The sequence below is a fragment of the Stieleria bergensis genome (genome assembly GCA_007745635.1).
GTDB classification, from domain to species: Bacteria; Planctomycetota; Planctomycetia; order Pirellulales; family Pirellulaceae; genus Stieleria; species Stieleria bergensis.
The window spans coordinates 5,943,008-5,965,959 of record CP036272.1; the positions used below are offsets into that span (position 1 = coordinate 5,943,008).

At 55.4% G+C, this 22,952-nt stretch carries 15 protein-coding genes; 5 read left to right on the plus strand and 10 right to left on the minus strand.

Annotation, left to right across the window (positions count from 1 at the left end; all coding sequences use genetic code 11):
• Nucleotides 1–190: 190 nt before the first annotated feature.
• The 3 genes from SV7mr_RS20875 to SV7mr_RS20885 form a co-directional block, all read right to left on the minus strand.
• Nucleotides 191–1,210: a glutamine synthetase beta-grasp domain-containing protein gene (locus SV7mr_RS20875; protein ID WP_145276335.1), complete on the minus strand. Its 1,020-nt coding sequence runs from the start codon at nt 1,208–1,210 to the stop codon at nt 191–193.
• A gap of 546 nt (nt 1,211–1,756) precedes the next feature.
• Entirely contained in the window at nt 1,757–3,391 is a 1,635-nt protein-coding gene (locus SV7mr_RS20880; protein WP_145276337.1) for a sulfatase family protein, read from the minus strand.
• A gap of 111 nt (nt 3,392–3,502) precedes the next feature.
• Nucleotides 3,503–4,108, minus strand: a complete 606-nt coding sequence (locus SV7mr_RS20885) for a HEAT repeat domain-containing protein (protein WP_419187705.1) — start codon at nt 4,106–4,108, stop codon at nt 3,503–3,505.
• 360 nt (nt 4,109–4,468) lie between these two features.
• Here SV7mr_RS20885 and SV7mr_RS20890 point away from each other — a divergent pair, with 360 nt between their 5' ends.
• Complete coding sequence (locus SV7mr_RS20890; protein ID WP_419187706.1) at nt 4,469–6,025, plus strand: NfeD family protein; 1,557 nt, start codon at nt 4,469–4,471, stop codon at nt 6,023–6,025.
• A 263-nt stretch (nt 6,026–6,288) separates the two neighbouring features.
• The gene (locus tag SV7mr_RS20895; protein WP_419187707.1) at nt 6,289–6,630 is read left to right on the plus strand and encodes an Hpt domain-containing protein; all 342 of its coding nucleotides are present in this window, start codon (nt 6,289–6,291) and stop codon (nt 6,628–6,630) included.
• Between the two features lie 50 nt (nt 6,631–6,680).
• Here SV7mr_RS20895 and SV7mr_RS20900 read toward each other — a convergent pair whose 3' ends face one another.
• Nucleotides 6,681–7,700 (minus strand): potassium channel family protein, encoded by a 1,020-nt coding sequence (locus tag SV7mr_RS20900; protein ID WP_145276346.1) that lies wholly within the window; start codon nt 7,698–7,700, stop codon nt 6,681–6,683.
• Between the two features lie 8 nt (nt 7,701–7,708).
• Entirely contained in the window at nt 7,709–8,473 is a 765-nt protein-coding gene (locus SV7mr_RS20905; RefSeq protein WP_145276348.1) for a sensor histidine kinase, read from the minus strand.
• Between the two features lie 325 nt (nt 8,474–8,798).
• Here SV7mr_RS20905 and SV7mr_RS20910 point away from each other — a divergent pair, with 325 nt between their 5' ends.
• Together SV7mr_RS20910 and SV7mr_RS20915 are read left to right on the plus strand one after the other, a co-directional pair.
• Nucleotides 8,799–10,583, plus strand: a complete 1,785-nt coding sequence (locus SV7mr_RS20910; protein WP_145276350.1) for an SLC13 family permease — start codon at nt 8,799–8,801, stop codon at nt 10,581–10,583.
• A 199-nt stretch (nt 10,584–10,782) separates the two neighbouring features.
• On the plus strand, nt 10,783–11,763 hold the full coding sequence (locus tag SV7mr_RS20915; protein WP_419187708.1) for a DUF6807 family protein: 981 nt from the start codon (nt 10,783–10,785) through the stop codon (nt 11,761–11,763).
• Between the two features lie 818 nt (nt 11,764–12,581).
• Here SV7mr_RS20915 and gyrA read toward each other — a convergent pair.
• The 5 genes from gyrA to SV7mr_RS20940 form a co-directional block, all read right to left on the minus strand.
• Nucleotides 12,582–15,191, minus strand: a complete 2,610-nt coding sequence (gyrA, locus tag SV7mr_RS20920) for a DNA gyrase subunit A (RefSeq protein WP_419188491.1) — start codon at nt 15,189–15,191, stop codon at nt 12,582–12,584.
• A 367-nt stretch (nt 15,192–15,558) separates the two neighbouring features.
• A complete protein-coding gene (locus tag SV7mr_RS20925; protein WP_473163695.1) occupies nt 15,559–16,803 on the minus strand; it encodes a 3-keto-disaccharide hydrolase in 1,245 nt (414 codons plus the stop codon).
• A gap of 479 nt (nt 16,804–17,282) precedes the next feature.
• Nucleotides 17,283–19,733, minus strand: coding sequence for an ABC transporter permease (locus tag SV7mr_RS20930; protein ID WP_145276356.1), 2,451 nt, complete (start codon nt 19,731–19,733; stop codon nt 17,283–17,285).
• A complete protein-coding gene (locus tag SV7mr_RS20935; RefSeq protein ID WP_419187709.1) occupies nt 19,730–20,920 on the minus strand; it encodes an ABC transporter ATP-binding protein in 1,191 nt (396 codons plus the stop codon). The genes SV7mr_RS20930 and SV7mr_RS20935 overlap by 4 nt, the downstream gene beginning before the upstream one ends.
• Before the next feature lie 171 nt (nt 20,921–21,091).
• Nucleotides 21,092–21,532, minus strand: coding sequence for a hypothetical protein (locus tag SV7mr_RS20940; RefSeq protein ID WP_419187710.1), 441 nt, complete (start codon nt 21,530–21,532; stop codon nt 21,092–21,094).
• 365 nt (nt 21,533–21,897) lie between these two features.
• Between SV7mr_RS20940 and SV7mr_RS20945 the strand changes: the two genes are divergently transcribed.
• Nucleotides 21,898–22,878, plus strand: coding sequence for a sensor histidine kinase (locus SV7mr_RS20945; protein ID WP_145276360.1), 981 nt, complete (start codon nt 21,898–21,900; stop codon nt 22,876–22,878).
• Nucleotides 22,879–22,952: the final 74 nt, after the last annotated feature.

Consider the following 22,952-nt stretch of genomic DNA (forward strand, 5'->3'; position numbering starts at 1 on the left):
GTTTCGTTTGTCATTGGCCTGCGGTTGGCGTTGCCACGTTTTTTTTGATGCGTGCAAGCACGGCACCCGACGGTTTTGCCATCAGCGGTTTTGGCGTTCGCCAGGGTTTGGTGGCGAAGTGTTTGATAAATAAAAAAACCCGACGAGATGACCTCGCCGGGTTTTATTTTGATTCTCAGTGGGGTTCTGCTTAGGCAGGAACCGCTGCACTTTTGACGGTAGCGATGATCGCACTGGCAACCATGTATGGGTCAGCGTTGGACGCTGGACGACGATCTTCCAACCAGCCTTTCCAACCGTTTTCAACGGTCCCGATTGGAATTCGGATCGAAGCACCACGGTCGCTAACGCCGTAGCTGAACTTGTCGATCGACTGAGTTTCGTGCAGACCGGTCAAACGCTGATCGTTGTCGGCACCGTAAACGTCGATGTGCTCTTTGATGCGTGGCTCAAAGGCTTGGCAGATCGCTTCGTAAACTTCTTGGCTACCACAGGTGCGCAAGGTTTCGTTGGAGAAGTTAGCGTGCATGCCGCTACCATTCCAGTCACCTTGAACAGGCTTGCAGTGATAGTTGATCTCGATGCCGTGTTGTTCGGCACAACGATCCAAGATGTAACGAGACAACCAAATTTGGTCGCCAGCGTCTTTGGCACCCTTGGCGAAGATTTGGTATTCCCACTGTCCCATCATCACTTCGGCGTTGATGCCTTCGACGTTGAGGCCAGCTTGCAAGCACAACTCAAGATGCTCTTCGACAATCTCACGCCCAACTGCTTTGCCGGTACCGACACTGCAGTAGTAAGGACCTTGAGGACCGGGGAAACCGTCGGCTGGGAAGCCAATGGGTCGATCGGTGGCAGGATCCCACAGGGTGTATTCTTGCTCGAAACCGAACCAGAAATCGTTATCGTCATCATTGATCGTGGCGCGACCGTTGGTACGGTGTGGAGTGCCGTCAGCGTTGAGCACTTCGCACATCACCAAGAAACCGGTGCCAATGCGGCCGGGATCGGGGATCACATTAACTGGTTTGAGCAAACAATCCGAGGCTCCGCCAGGAGCTTGCTCGGTAGAGGAACCATCAAAGGACCACATGGGGGCGTCTTCGACGTTACCACTGAAGTCTTCGACGACCTTGGTCTTGCTTCGCAGGCTTTGTGTGGGCTGATAGCCATCCAACCAGATGTATTCCAACTTGCACTTGGTCATTAGTTCAGATTCTCCTAGGTGAATCAAATGAGTGGACCTGAAACGAGCATGCCTGCAGCGACGTTGAATTCAACAGCGAAACCAACTGTGCCTGCACAGCTCTCTCAAAAAACAAAAATGTCTACCTATCGCGCCCGATTGAGATCGCGTCGTTAAACCGAGGTCACTGACAACCGAAGGCTAAGTCAGTGCTAGATTGAATCGACACTCTCTTCTGGCCGGCCCTGTTACAAGTTTTGTACAAGCTTGGAACCAACCGCCTCTGAGCATTTACCGATCCCGCATCATCCATTGGGGCTCCGCGGGAACGTGCTCCTTATCTTCCCGGAATCGCATGATTCTTTCTAGGCTGCCCCAACGTTCCGCCGAGCGGCGAGTCGTTGAAACCACCCATCAGTGGTCATGCGAGTACGACGATACCATATGCTGGCCGTTCTACCAATAAGACGAACAAGTCTCGTCGCTTGTGAATGCGTGCATTGTACTCCCAAGCGTCCCAAATGAAAATGAACCATGGGCCTGACAGGCCTTTGATCAAGCAGATTTTCACTCATCCAACTGGCGGACTGGCTGGCTATTTCGATAACCAATTCGGCAGCCAAGTGCCTCAATTTCCCTACCTTTTTGCAAGTCAACGGACTTCACGTAAAGCTTCCAATCTTCCCAACCATCACCGGCGCTGCGGCAACGATAAACCACCGATGCACCATCGGTCTGGCAACTGATGGCAGCTTTCCCGCCAACAATCCGCACCACGGGTTTACTGACCTGCGGTGTCACTCCAGCGAGCTTCATTTCGTCCATCAAAACGGCTTCGGGAATCATCCCGGTATCCCCGATGCGCTCTTGCCAATCCTCGGTCGCCCCCCGCATCCGGGCCAACCGTTCACCATACTGACTCGTGCCTGCCAGGTTGTTCAATTCCCAGGGGTCATTTTCCAAGTCATAAAGTTCTTCAAAAGGTTTTTCTTTTGCGAACCAATTTTTTTGTCCGCCGGAAAGTTTTCCCTCCGCGTTCAGCCTGCGCCAGTCCTGCATCGCTGGCATCGCGTCCATGTAATCAATTCGCTGCGCGTACGTTCGCTCGGGCATATAGTTGCGAATGTACTTCCAGCGACGATCGCGAGCACCGCGCTGCAACTCATAGACTTCGTCCATCCGATCGCGATGAAAGAATAGATAAGGCGGCTCGTCCTGCCGGTCGGCCCCAATCACCACGCGGCCTTGCATGTGTGTGGGCACGGGAATTCCAGCAACGGACAACATGGTGGGTGCTAAATCAACGGTGTTGACCAGGTCTTCACGCGCGGAGTCAGCGGGCAAATGATCGGGCCAGCGCATGATCACGGGAATCCGTGTTCCACTATCGTAAATCCACCTTTTACCGCGTGGCATCCCCATGCCGTGATCGCTCCAAAACACGACGAGCGTGTTGTCAGCTAAACCATCCGCTTCCAAACGGTCCAAGACCTCGCCGGCCATTTTGTCCATCAAGGTGATGTTGTCGTGATACCATGCCCAGTTTTTGCGAGTCGCCGGAGTATCAGGCAGGTACTCAGGCAAAGTCCCTGCCACAGCGTCTGGATCGCGTTGGTTTTCTTTTCCAATCTGCTGAATCACTTGTTGATGGCGTTTTTCACCATGACGAATTTGACTTTCGTGGCAAACAGTCAGGTTGATCACCGAAAAGAAGGGCTGTTTGGGGTCAGGGCGTTCGCGCCAATCCTGGTGTTTGCTCCCCTGTCTGTCCCACATTGCGGGCGTTGGCGAAAACTGGTAATCCGTCTTGCTGCGATTGGTGCAAAAGTACCCCTCCGCTCGCAACATCTCAGGAAGCGTTTTGACGTGCGCTGGAGGAATGATGTTGCTACGCATGTGCTGTGAACCGATCGACGGAGCGTACATGCCCGTGATCACACTGCTACGCACCACCGCGCAAACACCCGCCGGGGTGAACGCTGAATCGAATCGCACGCCGGCAGCTGCCAAGCGATCCAAGTGAGGCGTGATGGCGTGTGGATCGTCATAGCAACCCAGGTTCGGCGAGATGTCCTCGCAACTAATCCATACGATGTTGGGACGCGAATCGGCATTCGCGGTCGTGCCATCAGCCCAACAGGGGCTGAAAACAATGATCAAGGTAAGCAGCAAGCCATCAGGCTTGAAACAGATGTTCTTCATGTCTGGAAACTCAATAACAATAAAACCGAACCAATGAACGCGGGAAAGGATCGATGCGAGAAAACGCAAGGACCTGCACACTCAATCCGTGACTGGATCACCAGACGAGCATCATTTGGCATCTAAGCGACGCAGGGCATTGTTGGCCGCACCGCCCAAGTGATAATCACCCCCTTTGACGCCGGGCTTGTTTCTGGCATAGACGTCCTGCAGTGCTGATCGAGCCCCTTGCGCGTCCTTGCCTAATCGCGCTAGCAAGTCAGCTGCATGACAGGCGACACCGCGTTCGGAATGTTGCAACCCCGTGATCAAGGCGGGCAAATACTGCTTGGTTTGACCGGCCTCACAAAGCGCGTAGGCCGCAGACATTTGCACTGGCAATGGCTGATCCTGTGCGACCAGCTTAGCGAGCTGGGGCTGAGCTTGCTCCAAGGCTTTGCCACCCAATCGTCCAACATGCGCCGCGGCCAGAAAACGCACGGCGGTATCGTCATGCTGAAGCGCCTCCAGCAAAGCGTCGGCCGCCGGTTGACCAAAGAAGCCAAGTGTTCGAATCGCTCTTAAACGCACCACTCGATTCGGGCTTTGCAAATCCTGGGCACAGGCATCAAGTGATTGTCCAGCGATCGACGCAACGGGCGCGTCACTGGGACGCTGAGCAAACCCTGACCGAGCTGGCAGAACCAAGACCAGAAACAGAGCAGCGGTCAGAGTCAAAGACGCAAGCGCGCGCCCTGGACATGCAAGCGCGCGCCAGCGTGCAAGGGGAGATTTCGATTTCATGCGTTCAAACTCTTTCGAATGGGGGAAGGGGATTGCATGCCAGTTGCAAATTCTGTGCAAACCATTTTAGTCCACTGATCGTCTCTTATCGTACTTGGCCAGGGGTTCGAGAGCGGGAGGATCGCTGAACCGAGTGTTTCAACGAGAGATTTAATGCGTTTTTGCCCGAAGCGATCGCCCTGCGCAGACAAAAAATCTGCCTACAATGCAACAGGCGGCTCTTTCCCCGGGCGGGCGCTCCTTCTTTTGCCAGCTCGGAATCGCTGGACTGACCATTTTCAAGTGAACAGCCAAATGAATCACATCAGATCACGATTCTGCAACCAGCCAATGCCAGCCCGCCTGCGGTTCAACATCGGCAGCGTTTTGATGGCCTGCCTGTTCTCGGTCATTCTTTCGCTTGTCGCTGGAACTCAGACCGCAGAGGCTCAGGAAAAACCGGCTGTTGATCAGCAGGCTGCGGCTCGCAACGCAATTCAAGTGCAGCTGCACGGTCCCATCGATCGAAGCTTGCTGGAAGTCTTCGCGTGCAAGTTCCAGCAAGCCGTTGACGCAAACCCCGACGTGATCCTCGTTCACATTGACAGCCCGGGCGGGGAGGTGGACGCGAGCCTGAAAATGGCGAGCCTGATCATGGAGACCGAAGGGATCCAAACCGTTGCCTGGATTGAGCGAGACGCTATCAGCGCGGCCGCCTTTGTCAGCCTTGCCTGCGATGTCATCGCCATGCGTCCGGGAGCACATATTGGTGACGCAGGCATGATCACGATGGACTCCAGCGGACAGTTCCGCCATGTTCCCGAGAAGCTCAATAGTTTGATCCCCAAAGTGCTAACGATTGCCAAGGCGAACGGCCGCCCTGTCGCGCTGGTCGAAAAGATGTCCAGCAAGGACATGCTGGTCTATCACGCCCAACACAAAGAAGACGGCACGCTGCGTTACATCAGTGACAAAGAATACAAACTGATGGATGATGCCGATCAATGGGAACTGGGCAAACCACTGCCTGACGCCGAGAAAGATCGATTCCTATTCGTCAGCGGGCAGCGCGCTGTGGAACTCGGTCTTGCCGACTACGTTGCGGTCAATGAAGCCAGCTTGGCGAATCAGTTGAATCTTAAAACGCCCATCGTCAAGAACGATACCCAAACCATGGATTACGTGATTCCAATTTTGAATTCACGCTTCATGGCGGTGGTATTAATCATGGTCGGACTGATTGCCTTGCTGTTTGAACTGAGCGCTCCCGGGATGAGCGTCGGTGGCATCATTTCGATTTCTTGCTTTGGCTTGTTCTTCTGGAGCCGCTTTCTGGGCGGCACTGCAGGATGGCTTGAGGTGACGTTGTTCGGCTTGGGGGTGATCTGTGTCTTGCTGGAGATCTTTGTCGTGCCCGGCTTTGGTGTGGCAGGCATCTCAGGCATGTTGCTGATGTTTGCTGGATTGCTGCTCGCATCGCAGCGATTCACCATTCCGGAAACCAGAGAGCAGGTGATGTCGATGGGCGGCGATGCACTGACGATCTTCGGTGGCTTTACAGGGTTCTTCATCGCGCTGATCGCGATCTCGAAATACATCGGTTCGATCCCCGGGTTAAGTCGCTTGACTCTGGCACCCCCAACGTTGAACGCTGCCCAGGCAACGGCGATCCCGACCAATGACGTTCCCGGCTGGCAAGTGATTGCTGTTGGCGACACGGGGAAGGCGGTCAGCCCGCTACGCCCAAGTGGCAAAATTCAATTCAACGATCAGTTCGTTGACGTGGTCAGTGATGGCGATTTCATCGACCAGGGAACGAACGTCAAAGTGGTCAACAAACAAGGGTCGCATGTGGTCGTCCGAAGAGCCTAAGCCATTGGCCCCAAGGGCAGGCCGCCTTCTTTGACAGAGTTGCCTGAATGGCTTTCTGCATGTCTTTAAGGACATCTTTGCTCCAGCGGTCGAACGATTGATCGATTCGCTACGACTAGGACATCAGAGCATCGATACCATCGCGGTTAGCGGATTGCCACCCCCTTCCCGGGCAGAGTAGCGTAGCGTTTGATTCCGTCGTGACTCTTGCTTTCTTAACGCTTGCGTTAGGCGATGACGAGCCTACTGGGAGACAACGTGCTGTGACTCTGCCGTCAACAAAAACACTGCTTTTTACCGGAAATAGCGACAAGGCCGTCGCCGATCTACCGAACAATTGGCTTCGCGAATACGCTGTTGAACTGATTCAAAAAGTGCACCTGCAGATGCCTGAACTTCACCAAGCCTTGCGACTTGGTGATCTGCCAACGATCGCCAAGCAAGCTCACTGGATTAAGGGCTCGGGCGGCACGGTTGGCTTGCCACAGCTGAGCGAAATCGCTCGCTGCTGTGAAGACGCCGTCAAAGAACATGAGCCGGTGGACGTGGCAAATAACATTCGCCGCATTGAGGCTTATGTCGATTGCTTGTTGGAAAAGTGTTAACGAGCGACGAACCATCAGCAGCCGCATCAACTTGGTTCAGCCTTCGCAGATCAAGTGTTCACCTCGACCAGCTGATACGTTTCTTGAAACGCTTCGACATCATCTTGGTTGCCCATCACGACGAGCGTTTCGTTCGCCTGCAGCTTGCGATGGCCGGGCGGATTAAAGTGCAATCGGTCTTCGTCATCACGAATCGCCACGACCAACAGTTGATGCTGATCACGAATGCGTGATTGAGCGATGGATTGATTCTCTAGCGCGCTGCCTTTGGGAATGATCAATTCGTCCAGCATCAAGTCTTGAAACTCGGGACTGTTTAGCGATGAAAAGAAGCGAGCCGCAACGGGACGGGTGATCAACCGGGACATGTATTGGGCAACCATTTGGTGTCCCATCACGACCTCATTGGCACCGGCTTGCCAGAGTTTCTTGGCAGTGCTTTCCTGTTCGGCCTGTGCGACGATGCGCACGTTGGGGCAAAGGTTACGAGCAGAGAGCGTAACAAAGACATTGGCGGCATCGGATCCCAAAGCGATCACAATGGCTTTGGCGTCGGTCACACTAGCCTTGACCAGCGTCTCATCGTCATTGGCATCGGCAAGGATTCCGGTGTAGCCATATTCAACGGCCTGCTGGAACGCCAGCGGGTCTTGTTCGATGATTAGAAAGTTGTCGTTGCGTTTCTCGAGGTACTGTGCCAGGATTCGGCCACTGCCACCAAAACCGCAAACGATGGTATGTTGTTTTAGCTTCGCGATTTCTTTTTTCATTCTTCGTCGCCCAAATTCTCGATCTAATTCGCCCTGCAATGCCAACTGAACGAAACCGGTGAAGGTGTAAGCTGCGGCCGTGGTTCCAACTAAAATCACCAGAATGGAAAACAGCTGAAACAGCGTGCCCTGATCGCTCTGTTCGGCATAGCCCACCGTTGAAATGGTGATCACCATCATCCACACCGACTCCACCCAGCCATAGCCGGCCAAGACGCGGAATCCCAGCACCGAGAGAATCGCGATCGCCACCAAGGAGATCGCGCCACGGCGAATTCGAACGAAGGGGTGGATGTCCATCAGATCAGTTACGTTGCGGGCTGATCCTGTTCGGTCTCATTCAGACCGGAAACGATTCGTCGCAGAGCGGGGAACTCCAAGGTGAACTTAGTGCCCTGTCCCACTTCGCTTTGCACGCCGATCCGACCACCGTGTGCTTCAATGGTTTTGCGTGCGGTCGGCAAACCCAATCCACTGCCGCCTTCCTTGGTGGTGTAGAACGGTTCAAACATGTGCAAGATGGTGTTGTTGTCGACACCACGTCCGGTATCGATCAAGTCCATCGCGACGCCTGATTTGGTCACGTAGGTACGGGCAAGAATCTGCCCACCACGATCGGTCGCTTCCATGGCGTTTTTCACCAAGTTCATTAGGGCGGCTTGCAATGAGTCACTATGCAAGGCGATGTAGGGCAGATCACCGTCAAGATAGCGTTTGATCTCAATGCCGCGTTGGCTGGCTTCGGCCGAATAGGCTCTTAAGACCGCCTCGACCTGATCATTCAGCGAACCCGAAACCAGATCGATATCTCTTAATTTCGTGTACTTCATGAAATCTCGCAGCAGCCCTTGCATCCGCTCACACTGCTCACGGACGATTTGCACGCGTTCCATCGCACGCCGCGTTTCCGGTGCGTTCAATTCCTCCAGGTCTTCACCGAGCAAATCGATGTTCATATGAATCACCGAGATTGGATTCTTGATCTCGTGCGCCAGCGACCCGGCCAGCTCCGCTAGCTCCTCGTAGCGCAGTCGCAGTTCGTCAATCGGTGATCGCTTTTCCGGCAGGGTCATTCGGTGACCAATCCCTCAATGAAAGGAAACGTCGCGTTTTCTCGCTTGATAGCGATTGTAATGCTCATGTCGAATAGACAATACCGCATCCAGGTTTTGCGGCAGCCAGTGCCATGAAATTTCGGGCCAATTGTCCGACATTTTTCATCATCGACTGTCAAAATTGCCCCCGCGTCTTATCGTTTGATGCTGCTGGACAGATTCTCGGCACGAATGGACAGATTCACCGGACAGATTCACAGGACTGGGGCTGCGAGAACGTGTTTCCAACGACACTGGAATTTCACCGCACTGGAACTCTACCACACAAGGTTGACTCACTGGCATGATTTGGGAAGCTTGGCTATCACTGTCCATCGCTTTGGGGCTGCTGGTGAGCGTTGCCGCTCGGCTGGCTTCCACCGATGTGCTGGCGTTGGCAGGCCTGGCGATCTTGATCGTGGTTCAGAACCTGACCGGATCAACCCATCTCCCGGAGACTTCGACGGCTGTCGCAGGGTTCGGCAATGAAGGCCTGATCACGATTGCGCTTTTGTTTGCAGTGGTGGCGGGACTGGAGGCAACGGGGGCAACCAAGCTGGCCACCGGTTGGCTGCTTGATCGGGCCCAGAGCGAAACCGGTGCCAAACTGCGGATCCTGATCCCAGTTGCCTCCGTCAGCGGCTTTCTAAACAACACCCCCGTGGTTGCTGCGTTGATGCCGGTCATTGATGACTGTTGCAAACGACTGCGGATTAGCCCTGGGCGACTGCTGCTACCGCTTTCGTATGCCGCGATCCTGGGCGGCATGTGCACCGTGATGGGCACCAGCACGAATTTGATCGTTTGCAAAGAATACGCGGCGGCCTACGGCGGAGAAATCAGCTTCTTCCAGCCCGCGCTGATTGGCGTGCCGGCAACGATCCTGGGGCTGGCCTACATGATCTTGCTCAGTGGCAAACTGCTGCCCGATCGTCGCGCAGCGGTCAGCGCCACCGATGATCCCAAAAAATACACCGTTGAAGTTCAGGTGGATGGGGCCGGCCCACTGGTGGGTAAGACGATTGAAGCCGCTGGACTGCGCAACCTACCCGGCCTTTACGTCGCTGAAATTCAGCGTGGCGATCAAGTCATACCCGCCAAGCCTGATGCCGTCCTGCAAGGCGAAGACGCATTGATCTTGGTGGGAGCATTGGACTCGGTCGTTGACCTGCGAAAAATCCGTGGGTTGCTGACCCCCGATGACCAAGGTCGCAAGCTAGAAGAACCCGCTTGGCGGCGGACGCTGATCGAAGCGGTTGTCAGTTCGCGCTGCGCACTGCTGGGCAAGACCATTCGCGAAGGCCGCTTTCGCAGCAACTACAACGCTGCGGTCGTCGCCGTCGCCCGAGGCAATCGCCGATTGGAAGGCAAGATCGGTGACGTTCGGCTTGAAAACGGGGATGTGCTACTGCTGGAAGCCTCACCTTCGTTTATGCACCGCGCCAAAGAACTGCGTGACTTCTATTTAGTCAGCCAAGTCAGTGGTGACACCGTCCGCCGTCACGAACGGGCCTGGATCGCGCTGACCATTATGGCTGCAATGACCTTGGTCGCGGCACTGAACATCACCTCGATTCTGGCGGCGTCGATGGTCGCAGCGATCGCCATGGTCGCCCTACGCTGCTGCACCGCCAACGAAGCAAGACGCTCCATCCACTGGCGGATCCTGATCGTGATCGGAGCCACGATCGGGATTGGCAACGCGATGGAAACCAGCCAAGCCGCCGACGCGATTGCCACCGGCATGATCAATTTGGCGGGCAACCAACCGTTTTGGACGCTCGCGATCACTTACTTGGCAACCGCGATCTGCACCGAATTAATCACCAACACGGCCGCTGCCCTGATCATGCTGACGATCGCGATGGGTGCCGCCGAGGCCTTGGGCGTCTCGCAAGCACCGTTTGTGATTGCCGTGATGATCGCCGCTTCGGCCAGTTTCTTGACGCCATTTGGCTACCAAACCAATCTGATGGTGTACACCGTTGGTGGCTATCGAGTCAGTGATTACCTGCGTTTTGGCCTGCCCCTGACCCTCATCGTCTTTAGCACCGCCATGGTACTGATTCCGGTCTTCTTCCCATTCTGAAACGGCATCGGGGCACCGATTGATCCCCGCCACGAACTGACCGCTGGCGTGAAATTCCTTCACAGCTTGCCACGGCAGTGTAGCCGGGGTCGAAACTCACCAAGCAGGGCCGAAACCGGGGCGAATTTGGTCTATGATATTTGCCAGTGCAGGGCATTGAATCTCTGCGTCCCGCCCCCCTCCCATCCTGCGAAGAATCATGATGCGCCGTTCTTTGAATGCTCTGCCAGCCCTAATGGCCCTGGCGACACTTGCTTTTGCCCCCCTTGGCAATCTGAATGCTGAAGAGGCGTTTTCCTGGAAAACAGACGAAGCCAAACACACCAGCGACTTGATTTACAACGACAAACCCGTGCTGCGGTACATGTTTGCCTTTGACCAAAGTAGCCCCGAAGCGATTCACGACACGTACAAAGTGTTCCACCATGTCTTTGGCCCTCGGTCCGGTGAACAACTGACCAAAGGTGCGGGCGGCAAATTCACCCATCACCGAGGACTGTTTGTCGGCTGGAACAAAACCAAAATTGACGACGGCCCCCAGTACGACTTCTGGCACTGCAAAAGCGGCGCCCACCTGCGACATGTCAAATTCCTGAATCAGCAAGCCGACGCAAGCCACGGCACGATGACCGCCGAAATCCACTGGAATGACCCCGACGGAGCCCCCGTCATCAAGGAAACTCGCACCGTGACGGTCAGCAAGAACGACGCCGGCAGCATGACGATCGATTGGCAGACCAAACTTGAGAGCCAACGCGGCACGATCTCTCTGAACGGCGATCGCCAACACGCAGGGTTCCAGTTCCGAGCCAGCCAAGCCGTCGCGGATTCCAACGGGGCTCGCTTTCTGCGCCCCGCTGATCAGCCGCAAGAACGCGAGGCGATCCAGGTGGGCGACAAAGGTGATCCGCCACCACACATCAACTTGAACTGGTTCGCCGAGACCTTCAAACTGGGCGATCAGCGGTACACCGTCGAATACTTCGACAACCCGAACTTGCCCAAACCCGCTCTGTTCTCAGAACGACCCTACGGGCGCTTTGGCACATTCTTCAAAACCACGCTCACCGCTGACAAACCGCTGGAAATGAATTACCGCGTGGTCGTCACCGAAGGCGATGAGCCTTCGGTTTCATCAATCCAAGACCGCTACGATGCTTGGTTGAAGACCATCAAGTAACACTTCATCGGACAATCAACGGGCAAGCCGGACACGAACAGTCCACTTGCCCCGTCAGGTCGCGGCGGACTGTTTGCCGGCCCACTTTGCAATGGCCTGATGCACTTGCTCCATCAATCGCTTTCCCTTCACGCTAATGCGAGCGTATCTGCGCACTTCAATGTCGTTTCCAAACAATCACTACTCGTTTTCTTGGCAATAACCGCAGTTCTTTACGGCGCACTCAGAAATCGCCGAAAGTTTTAAACTGTTGGGTACATCTAGATTGACATTTTTATCCACCTGCGGAAAAATGCACTAAGCGAACTACGAATTCGCTTGGGCGTGCAAGTGGCAATGAATGCAGCGACCACGCTCCAATCCAATGGGGCAATGGATTGCACTGGCGGCGATAGGCTAGTGAAGGATCGGTTCCTATCGCTGCCGTTTTTTACGGCGTTTGAAGACCATCTCAATCACCAATGCTTAGCTCTCGGCTGATGCAGCCGATGACAGGCTGTTTTAGCGCTTGCTGACAGTGGCAAATGGCAGTTGTGTCTACCACGTGCGTTTGTCGCCGCGATTCAATCGCCAAACTCCTGCCTGCTTCGGAAGTGCAACGCCGCTGGGCTTCTTGGCTCTCAACGGGCCACCGAGACAAAGCCGCTTGAGAAGCATGATAAAGCGGCGGCCAGCGGTCAATCCGCTGGGGCGGTTTCTCGGTTGGCTGAGGCTTACACGTTGACTTGAACCTTGGCCAGCGTCGCTCGCTGCCAACTCTCCCTGAAATGGGACAGGTAGATTCAAGTCAATGCTGCTTGGCGCGGCCGGCAGCAACTCTACTGCGCGGGCTGAGCCTCTTCGACGGCACCTTCTTCATCAGTGCTTTCTTCAGGCGGAATTCGCACGGCGGCGACCAACTGGTCTTCTTGATCAATGTTCATGATTCGGACACCCTGGGTGTTTCGACCAATCACACTGATCTCGCCAGCAGCGACCCGTTGCAACTTGCCCTTGGCGGACATCAGGAAGACTTCGTCTTGATCATCGACGCGTGCGATGGCAATGACTTTCCCGTTGCGGTCACTGGTCTTGATATCGCGCAATCCTTTGCCACCTCGTTTCTGCGTCCGGTAGCGTGCCGAGGAGGACCCTGCGTCCCCGTCTGCATCGTCAGCAGCAGCATCCTCTGCAGCGGCATTGGCCCCGAAAGGCGTCCGTTTTCCGTAACCGTTTTCGCAAACCGTCAGCAGCGTGGCCTCCGGTTCGGCGACAACCATGCCAACGACCGCATCATCACTGATCAGCGAGATGCCCTTCACACCAGAGGTATTGCGTCCCATTGGACGAGCATCTGATTCGCGGAAACGAATCGCCATGCCGGTTTCGGTGACAAGGATTAATTCATCGCCAGGGCCGATCACGTTGGCCGAAACCAACTCATCGCCTTCACGCAATTTAATGGCGATGATACCACCGCGTTTTGGACGACTGTATTGCTCCAGCGGTGTCTTCTTGACGAGGCCACTGCGTGTCGCCATGACGACGTAGGCACCTTTCTGATTGAAGTCTCGAATCGCTAGGCAGGAAGCAATTTTCTCGCCCGGCTCCAGTGCCAGCAAGTTGACCACTGCGCGGCCTTTGGCATCACGAGCCATATCTGGCAAGTCGTAGACCTTTTGCCAGCGGACTTTGCCGGTGGTGGTCAAGAACAACAGATACGCGTGGGTGCTGGCAACGAACAGGTGTTCAATCGGATCTTCGCCATCGGTCTTGGCACCACGCAAACCTTTGCCACCGCGACGCTGCGTGTTATAGACACTCGATGGCGTGCGTTTGATGTATCCGTTATGGCTAATGGAAACGACAACGGTTTCTTCGGTGATCAGATCTTCGAGGTCAAAGTTACCGAGTTCTTCGCCGCTGATTTCGGTTCGGCGTGGGGAACCAAAGCGGCGTTTGATTTCTTCGAGATCATCCTTGATGATTCCGTAAACACGTTCTTGGCTGGCGAGAATATCGAGGTAATCACGAATTTCTTCGAGCAACTCGCCGTGTTCCTTGGTCAGTTTTTCCTGTTCGAGGTTAACCAACTGCCCCAGACGCATCTTCAGAATCTCGTCGGTCTGCACGCTGGTCAGCGTGTAGGCATCTGATTCACCGCGTTCGAGCTGGAACTCTTTGAACCCTTCATCGCCCAGGGCTCGCTGCAACATCGAGGCGGGGCATTCAATCCCCATCAAGCGTTGCTTGGCCTCGGGTTGAGTGCGACTGGTGCGGATCGTTCGGATGATCTCATCAATATTCGCCAGTGCCAGCAACAAGCCTTCGACGGTGTGCTTGCGACGCCGCGCTTTGGCCAGCAAGAACTGAGTTCGTCGGCGAATCACCGTGACACGGTGCCGCAGAAACTCCATCAGCATTTCTTTTAGCGTCAGCTCACGAGGCTTGCCATCGACCAGCGCCAAGAAGATCAGCGAGAAGGTGTCTTGCAAAGGCGAGAACTGATACAGCTGGTTCAGAATCACTTCAGGATCTTCACCGCGTTTGAGTTCAATGACCAGACGAACCGGTTCGTTCAAGTCAGACTCGTCACGGATTCCGGAGATCCCTTTGATGCGATCTCCGTTGACCAGAGCGGCGATTTTCTCGACGACTCGGTCACGGTACTGCTGGTAGGGGATCTCTGAAACGATGATGCGTGAGCGATTGCCGCGCATCTCTTCGATTTTTGTCTTGGCACGCAAGACAATGGTGCTGCGACCGGTCTTGTAACCGCGCATGATTCCCGCTCGGCCGCAGATCGTGCCACCGGTGGGAAAGTCAGGACCGGGAATGATTTGACACAGCTCGTTGATGGTGGTTTCCGGATGATCAATCAACCGGATCACCGCGTCACAGACTTCGGTAGGGTTGTGAGGTGGGATACTGGTGGCCATCCCGACCGCGATCCCGCCAGAACCATTGATCAACAGGCTGGGAAACTTACTGGGCAGGACGGTGGGTTCCGTGCGAGCTTCGTCATAGGTGGGCACATAGTCCACCGTATCGAGCTTCAAATCATCCAGCATTGTCGCAGCGACAGCCGAGAGTCTGGCTTCGGTGTACCGCATCGCAGCCGGTGGCAAGCCGGCGATCGAACCGAAGTTCCCCTGTTTATCGATCAACAGCGAACGCATGTTCCACTCTTGAGCCATCCGAACCAGCGTCGGATAGATCACCGATTCACCGTGTGGGTGATAATTACCGGAGGTGTCACCACTGATTTTGGCGCATTTGACACGCTTGCTGCCGGGGCCGAGATTCAGGTCATTCATGGCGACCAGAATCCGCCGCTGACTGGGTTTGAGCCCATCGCGGACGTCTGGCAGGGCTCGGCTGACGATGACGCTCATCGCATACGTCAGGTAGCTCTCTCGGAGCTCGTCTTCGATCGGCAGGTCGATCATCCGCAGGGCGCCGGCCCCACCGTCGATGTCAACGACACTGCGGCCGTCAGAACCGCCGCTTGGAACCGCGTTTGGATCGCCATTTGGATCACCGCCGTCGTCTGCACCGCCTGCCGCCGCATCGGGCCCACCGGGAGGGTCAATGGGGGGTTGAGAATCCTGGTTATCTCCAGGTTGACCCTGTCCGTCGTTTTCGTTGTTATCGTCTGCCAACGTGGTGTCCTAGCAAAAGGCAAAAAACGCTGCAAAAAACCCGCAAAATTCGGGCTCGCGCAAGCCGCCAAGCTTAGCAAATTCACAGCGTTTTCACAACCACCCGTCGGCCAGAGAAAGCCGCTCTGGCAGACGGAAAATCGGCGTCATCAACTTAGAGCGATTTCAGCTTCACATTGCGGAATTCAACCGCATCTCCGTGACCGGCAAACCCGAAATGCCCCTCTTTGCGATCCTTGCCAGGGTGCGGCCGACCAGCCATGTAGTCGCTCACGTTGGACAGATCCGTGTCCAAAATCACCGTGCCGTTGAGCTCCACACGAATGGTGCTGCCTTTGACGGTGACCTCTTGATAGTTCCACTGTCCGACAGGGCGTTGGAAACCACGCTTGGCGGCTGCCATGCCGTATGCCGAACCGTGATACTGACGATCGTCCAGTTTGGCGTATTTCGGGCTGGTGTTGTCAAGAACCTGCAATTCGCACATCGCTTGGTAGGCAGGGTCGCCTGACTTGGGTGCACGAATGGCCAAGCCATTGTTACCACCGGCTGGCAAACGAAACTCAACGCGAGCGACAAAATCACCGTACTGCTGTTCGGTCAGCAGCATGCCGCCCTTTCCTTTTTTGCAGCGGATCGCGCCGTCAACCACTTCGTAGTTATCCACCGCACCGGTCCAGCCAGCAAGGTCTTTGCCATTGAAGACGGTCGCGAAACCTTCGTCCCCTTTTCCTGCCAGCCACTCGTTGGCTTGATCGGCAGACAATTCTTTGATTTTCACGTTTCGCCAGCGGATTTCGCCGCCGTGCGTCTGTAGCTCCACTGGCCCGCTGACGAACAGCGGGTTCTTGCGATCCCAGAAGTTCTCCATCGTGGCGTTGTCGACGACCAGTTTATCGTTTAGCCAGACTGACGTCCGCGCGCCGACCTGAACGATGCGAACATCGTTCCATTCACCGAAGGGCTTGTCAGCGAGCACCAAAGGATCCTTCCCGTCAGCACCAGCGCTGTTGTTCCACAAACCACCACTGCCTTTGTTGGCACCGAGCTTGAATTTACCTTGATCGGTGTAATCCCAGATCTGCACCTGTGGAGTGCCTTTCAAATAGATCCCGCTGTCCGCTCGGGCAACGGTCTTGTACTGGAGACGCAATTCGTAATCACGAAAGTCATCATTGGTCACCAAGTAGGCACCATGACCATCGTTGACCAATTCGCCATTCTCGACCGTCCAGTGCTTTTCAGCGTCCGCCATCCAAGCCTGCTTTTTGGCTTCACGGTCCGCGTCGGACATCTCGGCAAACTTGATCGGACTGAAGTGTGGACGCGCATGCCAGCCGTCCAAATCGCTCCCATTGAACAAGGGGCGAAAGCCATCGGAATCCTGAGCCTGAGCCATCGAACCGCCCACGGCGACCGAAGCAACAGTCAGCCCTGCGATCAAGGCTGCGCGAGAAGACGCACTAAGCAAACGTCCTAACAATTTCAACTTCATGGTGTACTTGCTATTATTGGCAGGAAGGGGCGGGGAGGCGACAACAAGGTCGCGTCCCGGAAAGTGACTCGTGAGGAAACACGCGAGTGAACATCAGCTCAAATCGCCTCCCTGGCAACCACTGCTTGAAAAACATTGCCAAACAACCAACGCCCGACGGGCATCAGCAGGCAAATTGACAGGGGACGATTCGTTCGGAAACCAACATCTTAGCCCAGGCCCCAGGCAATGGTGACGGCCTTGGCGAATACCACAGAGTTTTTTCTTTGCAATCGCGCCCCAATCGCCCCTAATCGCAGCATGCCAACGCAACAGCCCAACGGTCGCCCACTGGTTGGCCGATGTACGACAATCGTTGGCTGACACAATGGCCGCAGGTGTGTCTAGAAATCGCGCCGAACGAATAGAAAGCAGGAGAGCGACATGATGGCAACAATGAACATGCCACAACTGAGCACGGGCCGCCAAATTCGGTAACGCCGAACCTCCGCATCGCCAAACCCTCGCTCGATCGCTGACGAGCCTCGTCCACTGACCAAGCCAGCAACGGTCTCGCTCAGCTCACCGGTCTGTGGCGTGAGTGTCCGCAATGGCTCCATCACCCAACTGTCCACTTTTCGCCATCCGGCAGGGGTGGCACGAATCGAGCGGTCGGACAGGAGACTTCCATCGCTGGCCACAGCGACAATCTCCACTTGATCAATGTCATGTGCGACCAACAATCGCTGGCTGTCAGAATCAAAATCGATTGAATGCACGTCATCAAGCCCCAAGGTTCGGGCAGCCAACGCGTCCCCCTGGCGCTCGACCAGATGCAGCGTGCCATCGCTGGTCAGGACGGCAAACCGCCCGCTTGAGGCGACATCATTTTCCGCAACTGGCTTGTCGGCCAACGTCGAAACATCAATCACTGAGTCCCGACTGCCGACTTCGATTTCACCGACCAGCTTACCACTGGCCAGGTCCAACCAACGCACCGGTTCATCAGCGCGAGCAACCAGCACTTGCTGACCACTGGCAGCCAAACGCGTTCGCGCCGCGTCACTGCCGGGGAGTTCTAACTGCCCGATCAACTCAAGCGTCGTTTGATCCGACGAGGGTGCGGGCTGCCCGAACCAGAACAGCCGGCCCCGACTGTACAGCACCAACCACTTGCCGCCTGCAGCGACCGTCGCCGCCAAGGGTTCCACCAACTGGATTTCTTCTGGCAGGATGGGCTGGAACTCCTCCACAGCACCTCCCTGCATGCGAAACAGGTTGCCGACCAAGTCTTGCGTCCACGCCAGTTGTTCCATTTGGTTGACCGCTTGAAGGTCTTGATCGGTCACTTCAGAGTTCGCTTCAGCGGCCTCTTCCTCCGACTCTGAATCATCGCCCTGATCGTCCAGCCGAGCGCGTTCGGTTTCAATCCGCTGCAGCACACTGGATACTGGCGTGGCCAATAAGCCGGCATTATTCATGGCCAACAGTTGATCGCCAAACACCAGAAATTGCCGCGTCCCATTTGGCACTGGCAACAGCGGGATGGGCTTGTAATCAGCACGGCGATCCAAGACCAGCATCTCCAGCGTTCCGTTGCCATACAGGTTGTATTGCCCACCACTGATTTTGGCGCTCACAAACACATCGTCGCTGATCGCGACCGGCCGAACCAGCAAGTCTCGCCGGCGCACGGATTCTTTATCGAACAGATCATCCCAGCCATTGGCCTGATCATTGAACACGCGTAACTGCCGCCCACGGGTGGTCACCAGCAACTGGTCGGCTGACTTGACCATCGACGAGATCTGCTCTGGCCCCGTTACAAACTGATCAAAGTAGCCCCCAAAGATGCCGACCACTAACACGAATCCGCCGAACAGACATGTCACACCGATCGACAGAATCGGGGAACGCCACTGCAAACCCGCCAGCAACGAGACGCTGAAATAAACGGCAAACAAAAACACTGCCACCGGAATGCACCACAGGATCGCTGGGTTCCAAAGCTCCAATCGCCAAGCAGCGATCGCCCACAAACCCACCACCAACTGACACACACACAGCAGCACAAAGGTGCAACCGCCGATGTACTTAGCAATCAGCAAACCAAACCGCGAGATCGGCTTGCTGACCAACAAGTGCAACGACCCTGGCTGCAACATTTCTGGAATGATCGACGCAGTGACCAGAATTCCTAAGAACACCAAAATGAACCCGAGCAACCAGTCCATCATGACGGGAATCACATACTGATTGACCAGCACAAGGAACTGCTTCTTCGTCACTGGAAAATCAACTGGAAAAGCAAATCCGGCATAGGACAAATTGATCGACCGCGACGGCCGTGGGATCAGCCCACCGGGCAGTGCTGCTTCAATGCGCAATCGCGCACGCCGCCGCCGCTGGTCCTCGGTGATCTGTTTCTCAGAAAGCTTGTCGAGCTCCTTCAACTCGGTCAAGCGAATGGTGCCTTGCCAGGCTTCCTGGTCGTACCAGCTCTCGTCATCGAGTGCACGATTCAGGCCGTCTGCCAAGGCCCACTTTTGAATCGGCGTGTTTTGTCGCGCCACGGTTCGCAGTTGCTTCTTCAAACTGCCAGGCATGGCAGCCGACAACCGACCTAACGCGGTGCCCTCTTCTTGAGGATCAATCAACCCGCGGGCCAACATGGCTTTGAGCTGCGTCCCATTTGAAAGCTCCTCCCCGCGAAACCGAGTCGTGTACACCTCTTGAAAACCAATCGGTGCCAGCGCCGCCAGCAAGAGCCAGATGGCCAGAAAGGCAATCCAGAGGATGCGTGAGGCAAAAGCGGAACGGAACGAATCCATCACCACCGCAAGATAAGGTCTCATTCCCCCGCCTCCTGAACTGCCATCGATTGAATCGCTTGCGACTGAGTCTCCCGTTGCCCATCAACGGAGCCTAGACTGTCGACAGCACTTTCCTCTGAAACATCGCTGCCGACCGCTGGACCGACCAAACGCATGAAGGTTTGTTCAAGTGATTCGCCTGCGGTCGACAAACCGACAATCGAACAACCTGACTGGCGCAGCCGATCGACTAACTGATCAATCTGAGCCTGCGATTCATACTCCATCGCCAATCGGACCGCTACACGCTGACGAGTGAACTGCAGCGTGGGAAAACCAGCCAGGTCAATCAACTGTCCCTGTTGATCGAAGAGTTGCAACGGTGGTTCCGCATTGGGGCTCAGGTCGGGTGCGGCGTTGGTGCTGTGGGGTGCGGCGTTGGTGCTGTGGGGTGCGGCAGCAGCGTTTGCCGTTTGAAGCACATCGATGGTGACGCGATGCTGCCCTTGGTCGGCCAGCTGATCGATTGCCCCGATGGCTTTCAATTGCCCGGCCGCCATGATGGCCACTCGCGAACAGACCAGTTCGACTTCTTGAAGAATATGACTGTTTAGAAAAATCGTCTTGCCCGCGTCACGCAACCGCTCGATCACTCGGCGGACTTCATTTCGACCGACCGGATCAAGCCCGTCGGTGGGCTCATCCAAGACCAACAAATCCGGATTGTGCAACAAGGCTTGAGCTAAGCCAAGGCGTTGGTACATGCCTTTGCTGAACCGCACGACCGGCTCGCGATCGCGCCCCCGCAAACCCACCAGCTCAAGCAGTTCATCACTGCGCCGGGCGATCGACTGAGCGTCCATGCGGCTCAACCGACCGTAGTAACGCAAGGCCGATCGAGCGGTATGATGTCGATCAACACGCAAGGACTCAGGCAGATAACCCACACGTGAACGTGCGACTGGACTACCAATGGATTGCCCAAGCACCGTCGCTCGTCCGGCGGAAGGACGAATCACGCCCAGCAACATTTTGATCAACGTGGTCTTGCCAGCTCCGTTGGGCCCCAGCAATCCAAACACTTCCCCACGCTGCGCTTGCAACGAGACGCCGCGAACCGCTTGCACATGCTTGCGACCACGCCAGGTGTAACTGTGATAGGTCTTTTTTAGATCATCAACATTGACGACCGAATCTGAATCGGCTGCAAGCGAATCCTCATCGCTCAACTTCCCAGCGTTAAATGTCCCATTGCTCAACCCCGACCCTGGCATAGATGCTCCACTGCAAAAGACCACGCGGCACCTAAGCTAGCTACTTAGCAAGCAGCCATAGAAACAAAGATCCCTGTGAGATGGTCTGATCAGGTCAATCCAGTGCTGCGCTACACCGACAGTGGATCAAAGAGACTGAATCAACCGTGTGTAGGCCAGAAAGAAGATGATTGACATCAAACCAGCAGCCAGCAATTTTAACACAATGCCGCGCCAATCGACCTTGATCACTTCACATTCGTACAAACTACGAAAACGCTCGCGTTCTTGCGTGGTTTGAAACACACGGTTTTCAACCAGCTCCGTGCATCCGTATTCAACCTGGTATTCAACCACGCCGTAGACACAGGACGATCCCTCCGACGGATCGACACCATGACCTTCAAAAAACCATAACTGGTGGCCGTACTCTTGTTCCGTTTCTTCCCGATGATCGATGCATCGCACACGCATCACTTCACTTTGCTCAGGACAGAAACGTTGACGAGCCGCGGCGCGGGCAGCATCAAGATTCACTTGACGGTACGCCTGCTCCGAAATCCGAACTTCTTGAAGGTGACTATTCATCAAATCCGACCCGCGCTAATCCTTATGGGAATTGAACCCGCCTAATTCTATTATTGTCGTGCAACGCGACGCCAGTCACCACCAGCAACAGGGAAAAACACTTTTTTCCTGAGAACATTTCGCAGCCCTGAACGTTGCCGGAAACGCACCTACGCCCGTGGAGCGGGTGACACGCCCTCCCCGGAAAACCCACCAATCCCCCAGGGCTACCCAAGCCTCCAAAAAAACGAGCCGCTACCGCCATCTCGGAATTCGGCTATTCTGAACCGCACGGCCAGGAAACTGCTCAGCACAGCAGCTCCCCGACCGATTCACGCGACAGAATCACGCCTGGATCCGCAATTCTCCCTGCCCCTCACAATCGCATGCTCGAAGGTCGCTCCATCAAGGCTCCCGTCACTCTGGGCGTCACACTCATCGTCCTGGTGGTGACCCTGGGAGTGATCTGGGCACTGCTCAGTTTTCTAGGGATTTTCGACGAAACGCCGGGCGGCGTTGTTTTCTGGACACTGTTCGTGATCGGCAGCCTGCTGCTGATCACCATCTTGGTTGGCGTGATTTTCTATCTTGCTCTGGCCGTCAAAGCCTTTCGACTCAACCAGCGTCAGAGCAATTTTATCGACTCGGTCACCCATGAACTTAAAAGTCCTCTGGCCTCGATCAAGCTTTACTTGCAGACGGTGTCACGGCACTCGATTGATGAAGCGCAAAAGCAAGACTTCTACCAAATCATGCTGGAAGACATCGAGCGTCTGGATGCGCTGATCGACCACTTGCTTGACACGGCGCTGGTCGACCGAGGGCAAGGATCGGACGACGAACAGGTGTTCCGCCTTGATGAACTGATTCAGCAATGTGCTCAAGCCGCTTGCATGCGTTACCGCGTTGCCCAGTCGACCGTGGACCTGCAAGGCGACCCCACCTGGATTCACAGCAATGCCCTTCAGCTAGAAATTCTGTTTCGAAATCTGATCGACAACGCGATCAAATATGGCGGAAACCCAACCAATGTGGTCGCCTCGATCAGGCGATCAAGAACCAAAGAGGACCAAGTCATCGTCTCGATCGCTGACAATGGCAAAGGAATTCCCTACGATATGCGTCGCAAGATCTTTGGACGCTTCGTGCGCATCGGCAGCGAACTCCAACGCAGCAAACCTGGCACCGGCCTGGGACTGCACTTGGTGCGAACCATCAGCCGAACCCTGGGAGCAGCGGTGCGGATCTACAGCCGCACCGATTTTGATGGCGTCGACGGAACTGTTTTTGAAGTCACACTGCGCCATGCAGAACCGCCACCTGAGCCTCACGAGACAGCGAACAGCGATCCAGATTTGACAAGCTAGTGAACAAACAGCGCCGGCAGACTGGGCAACCGATGCCCCCTACTGCTGAACGTCAATCCGTTTGACAAAACCCC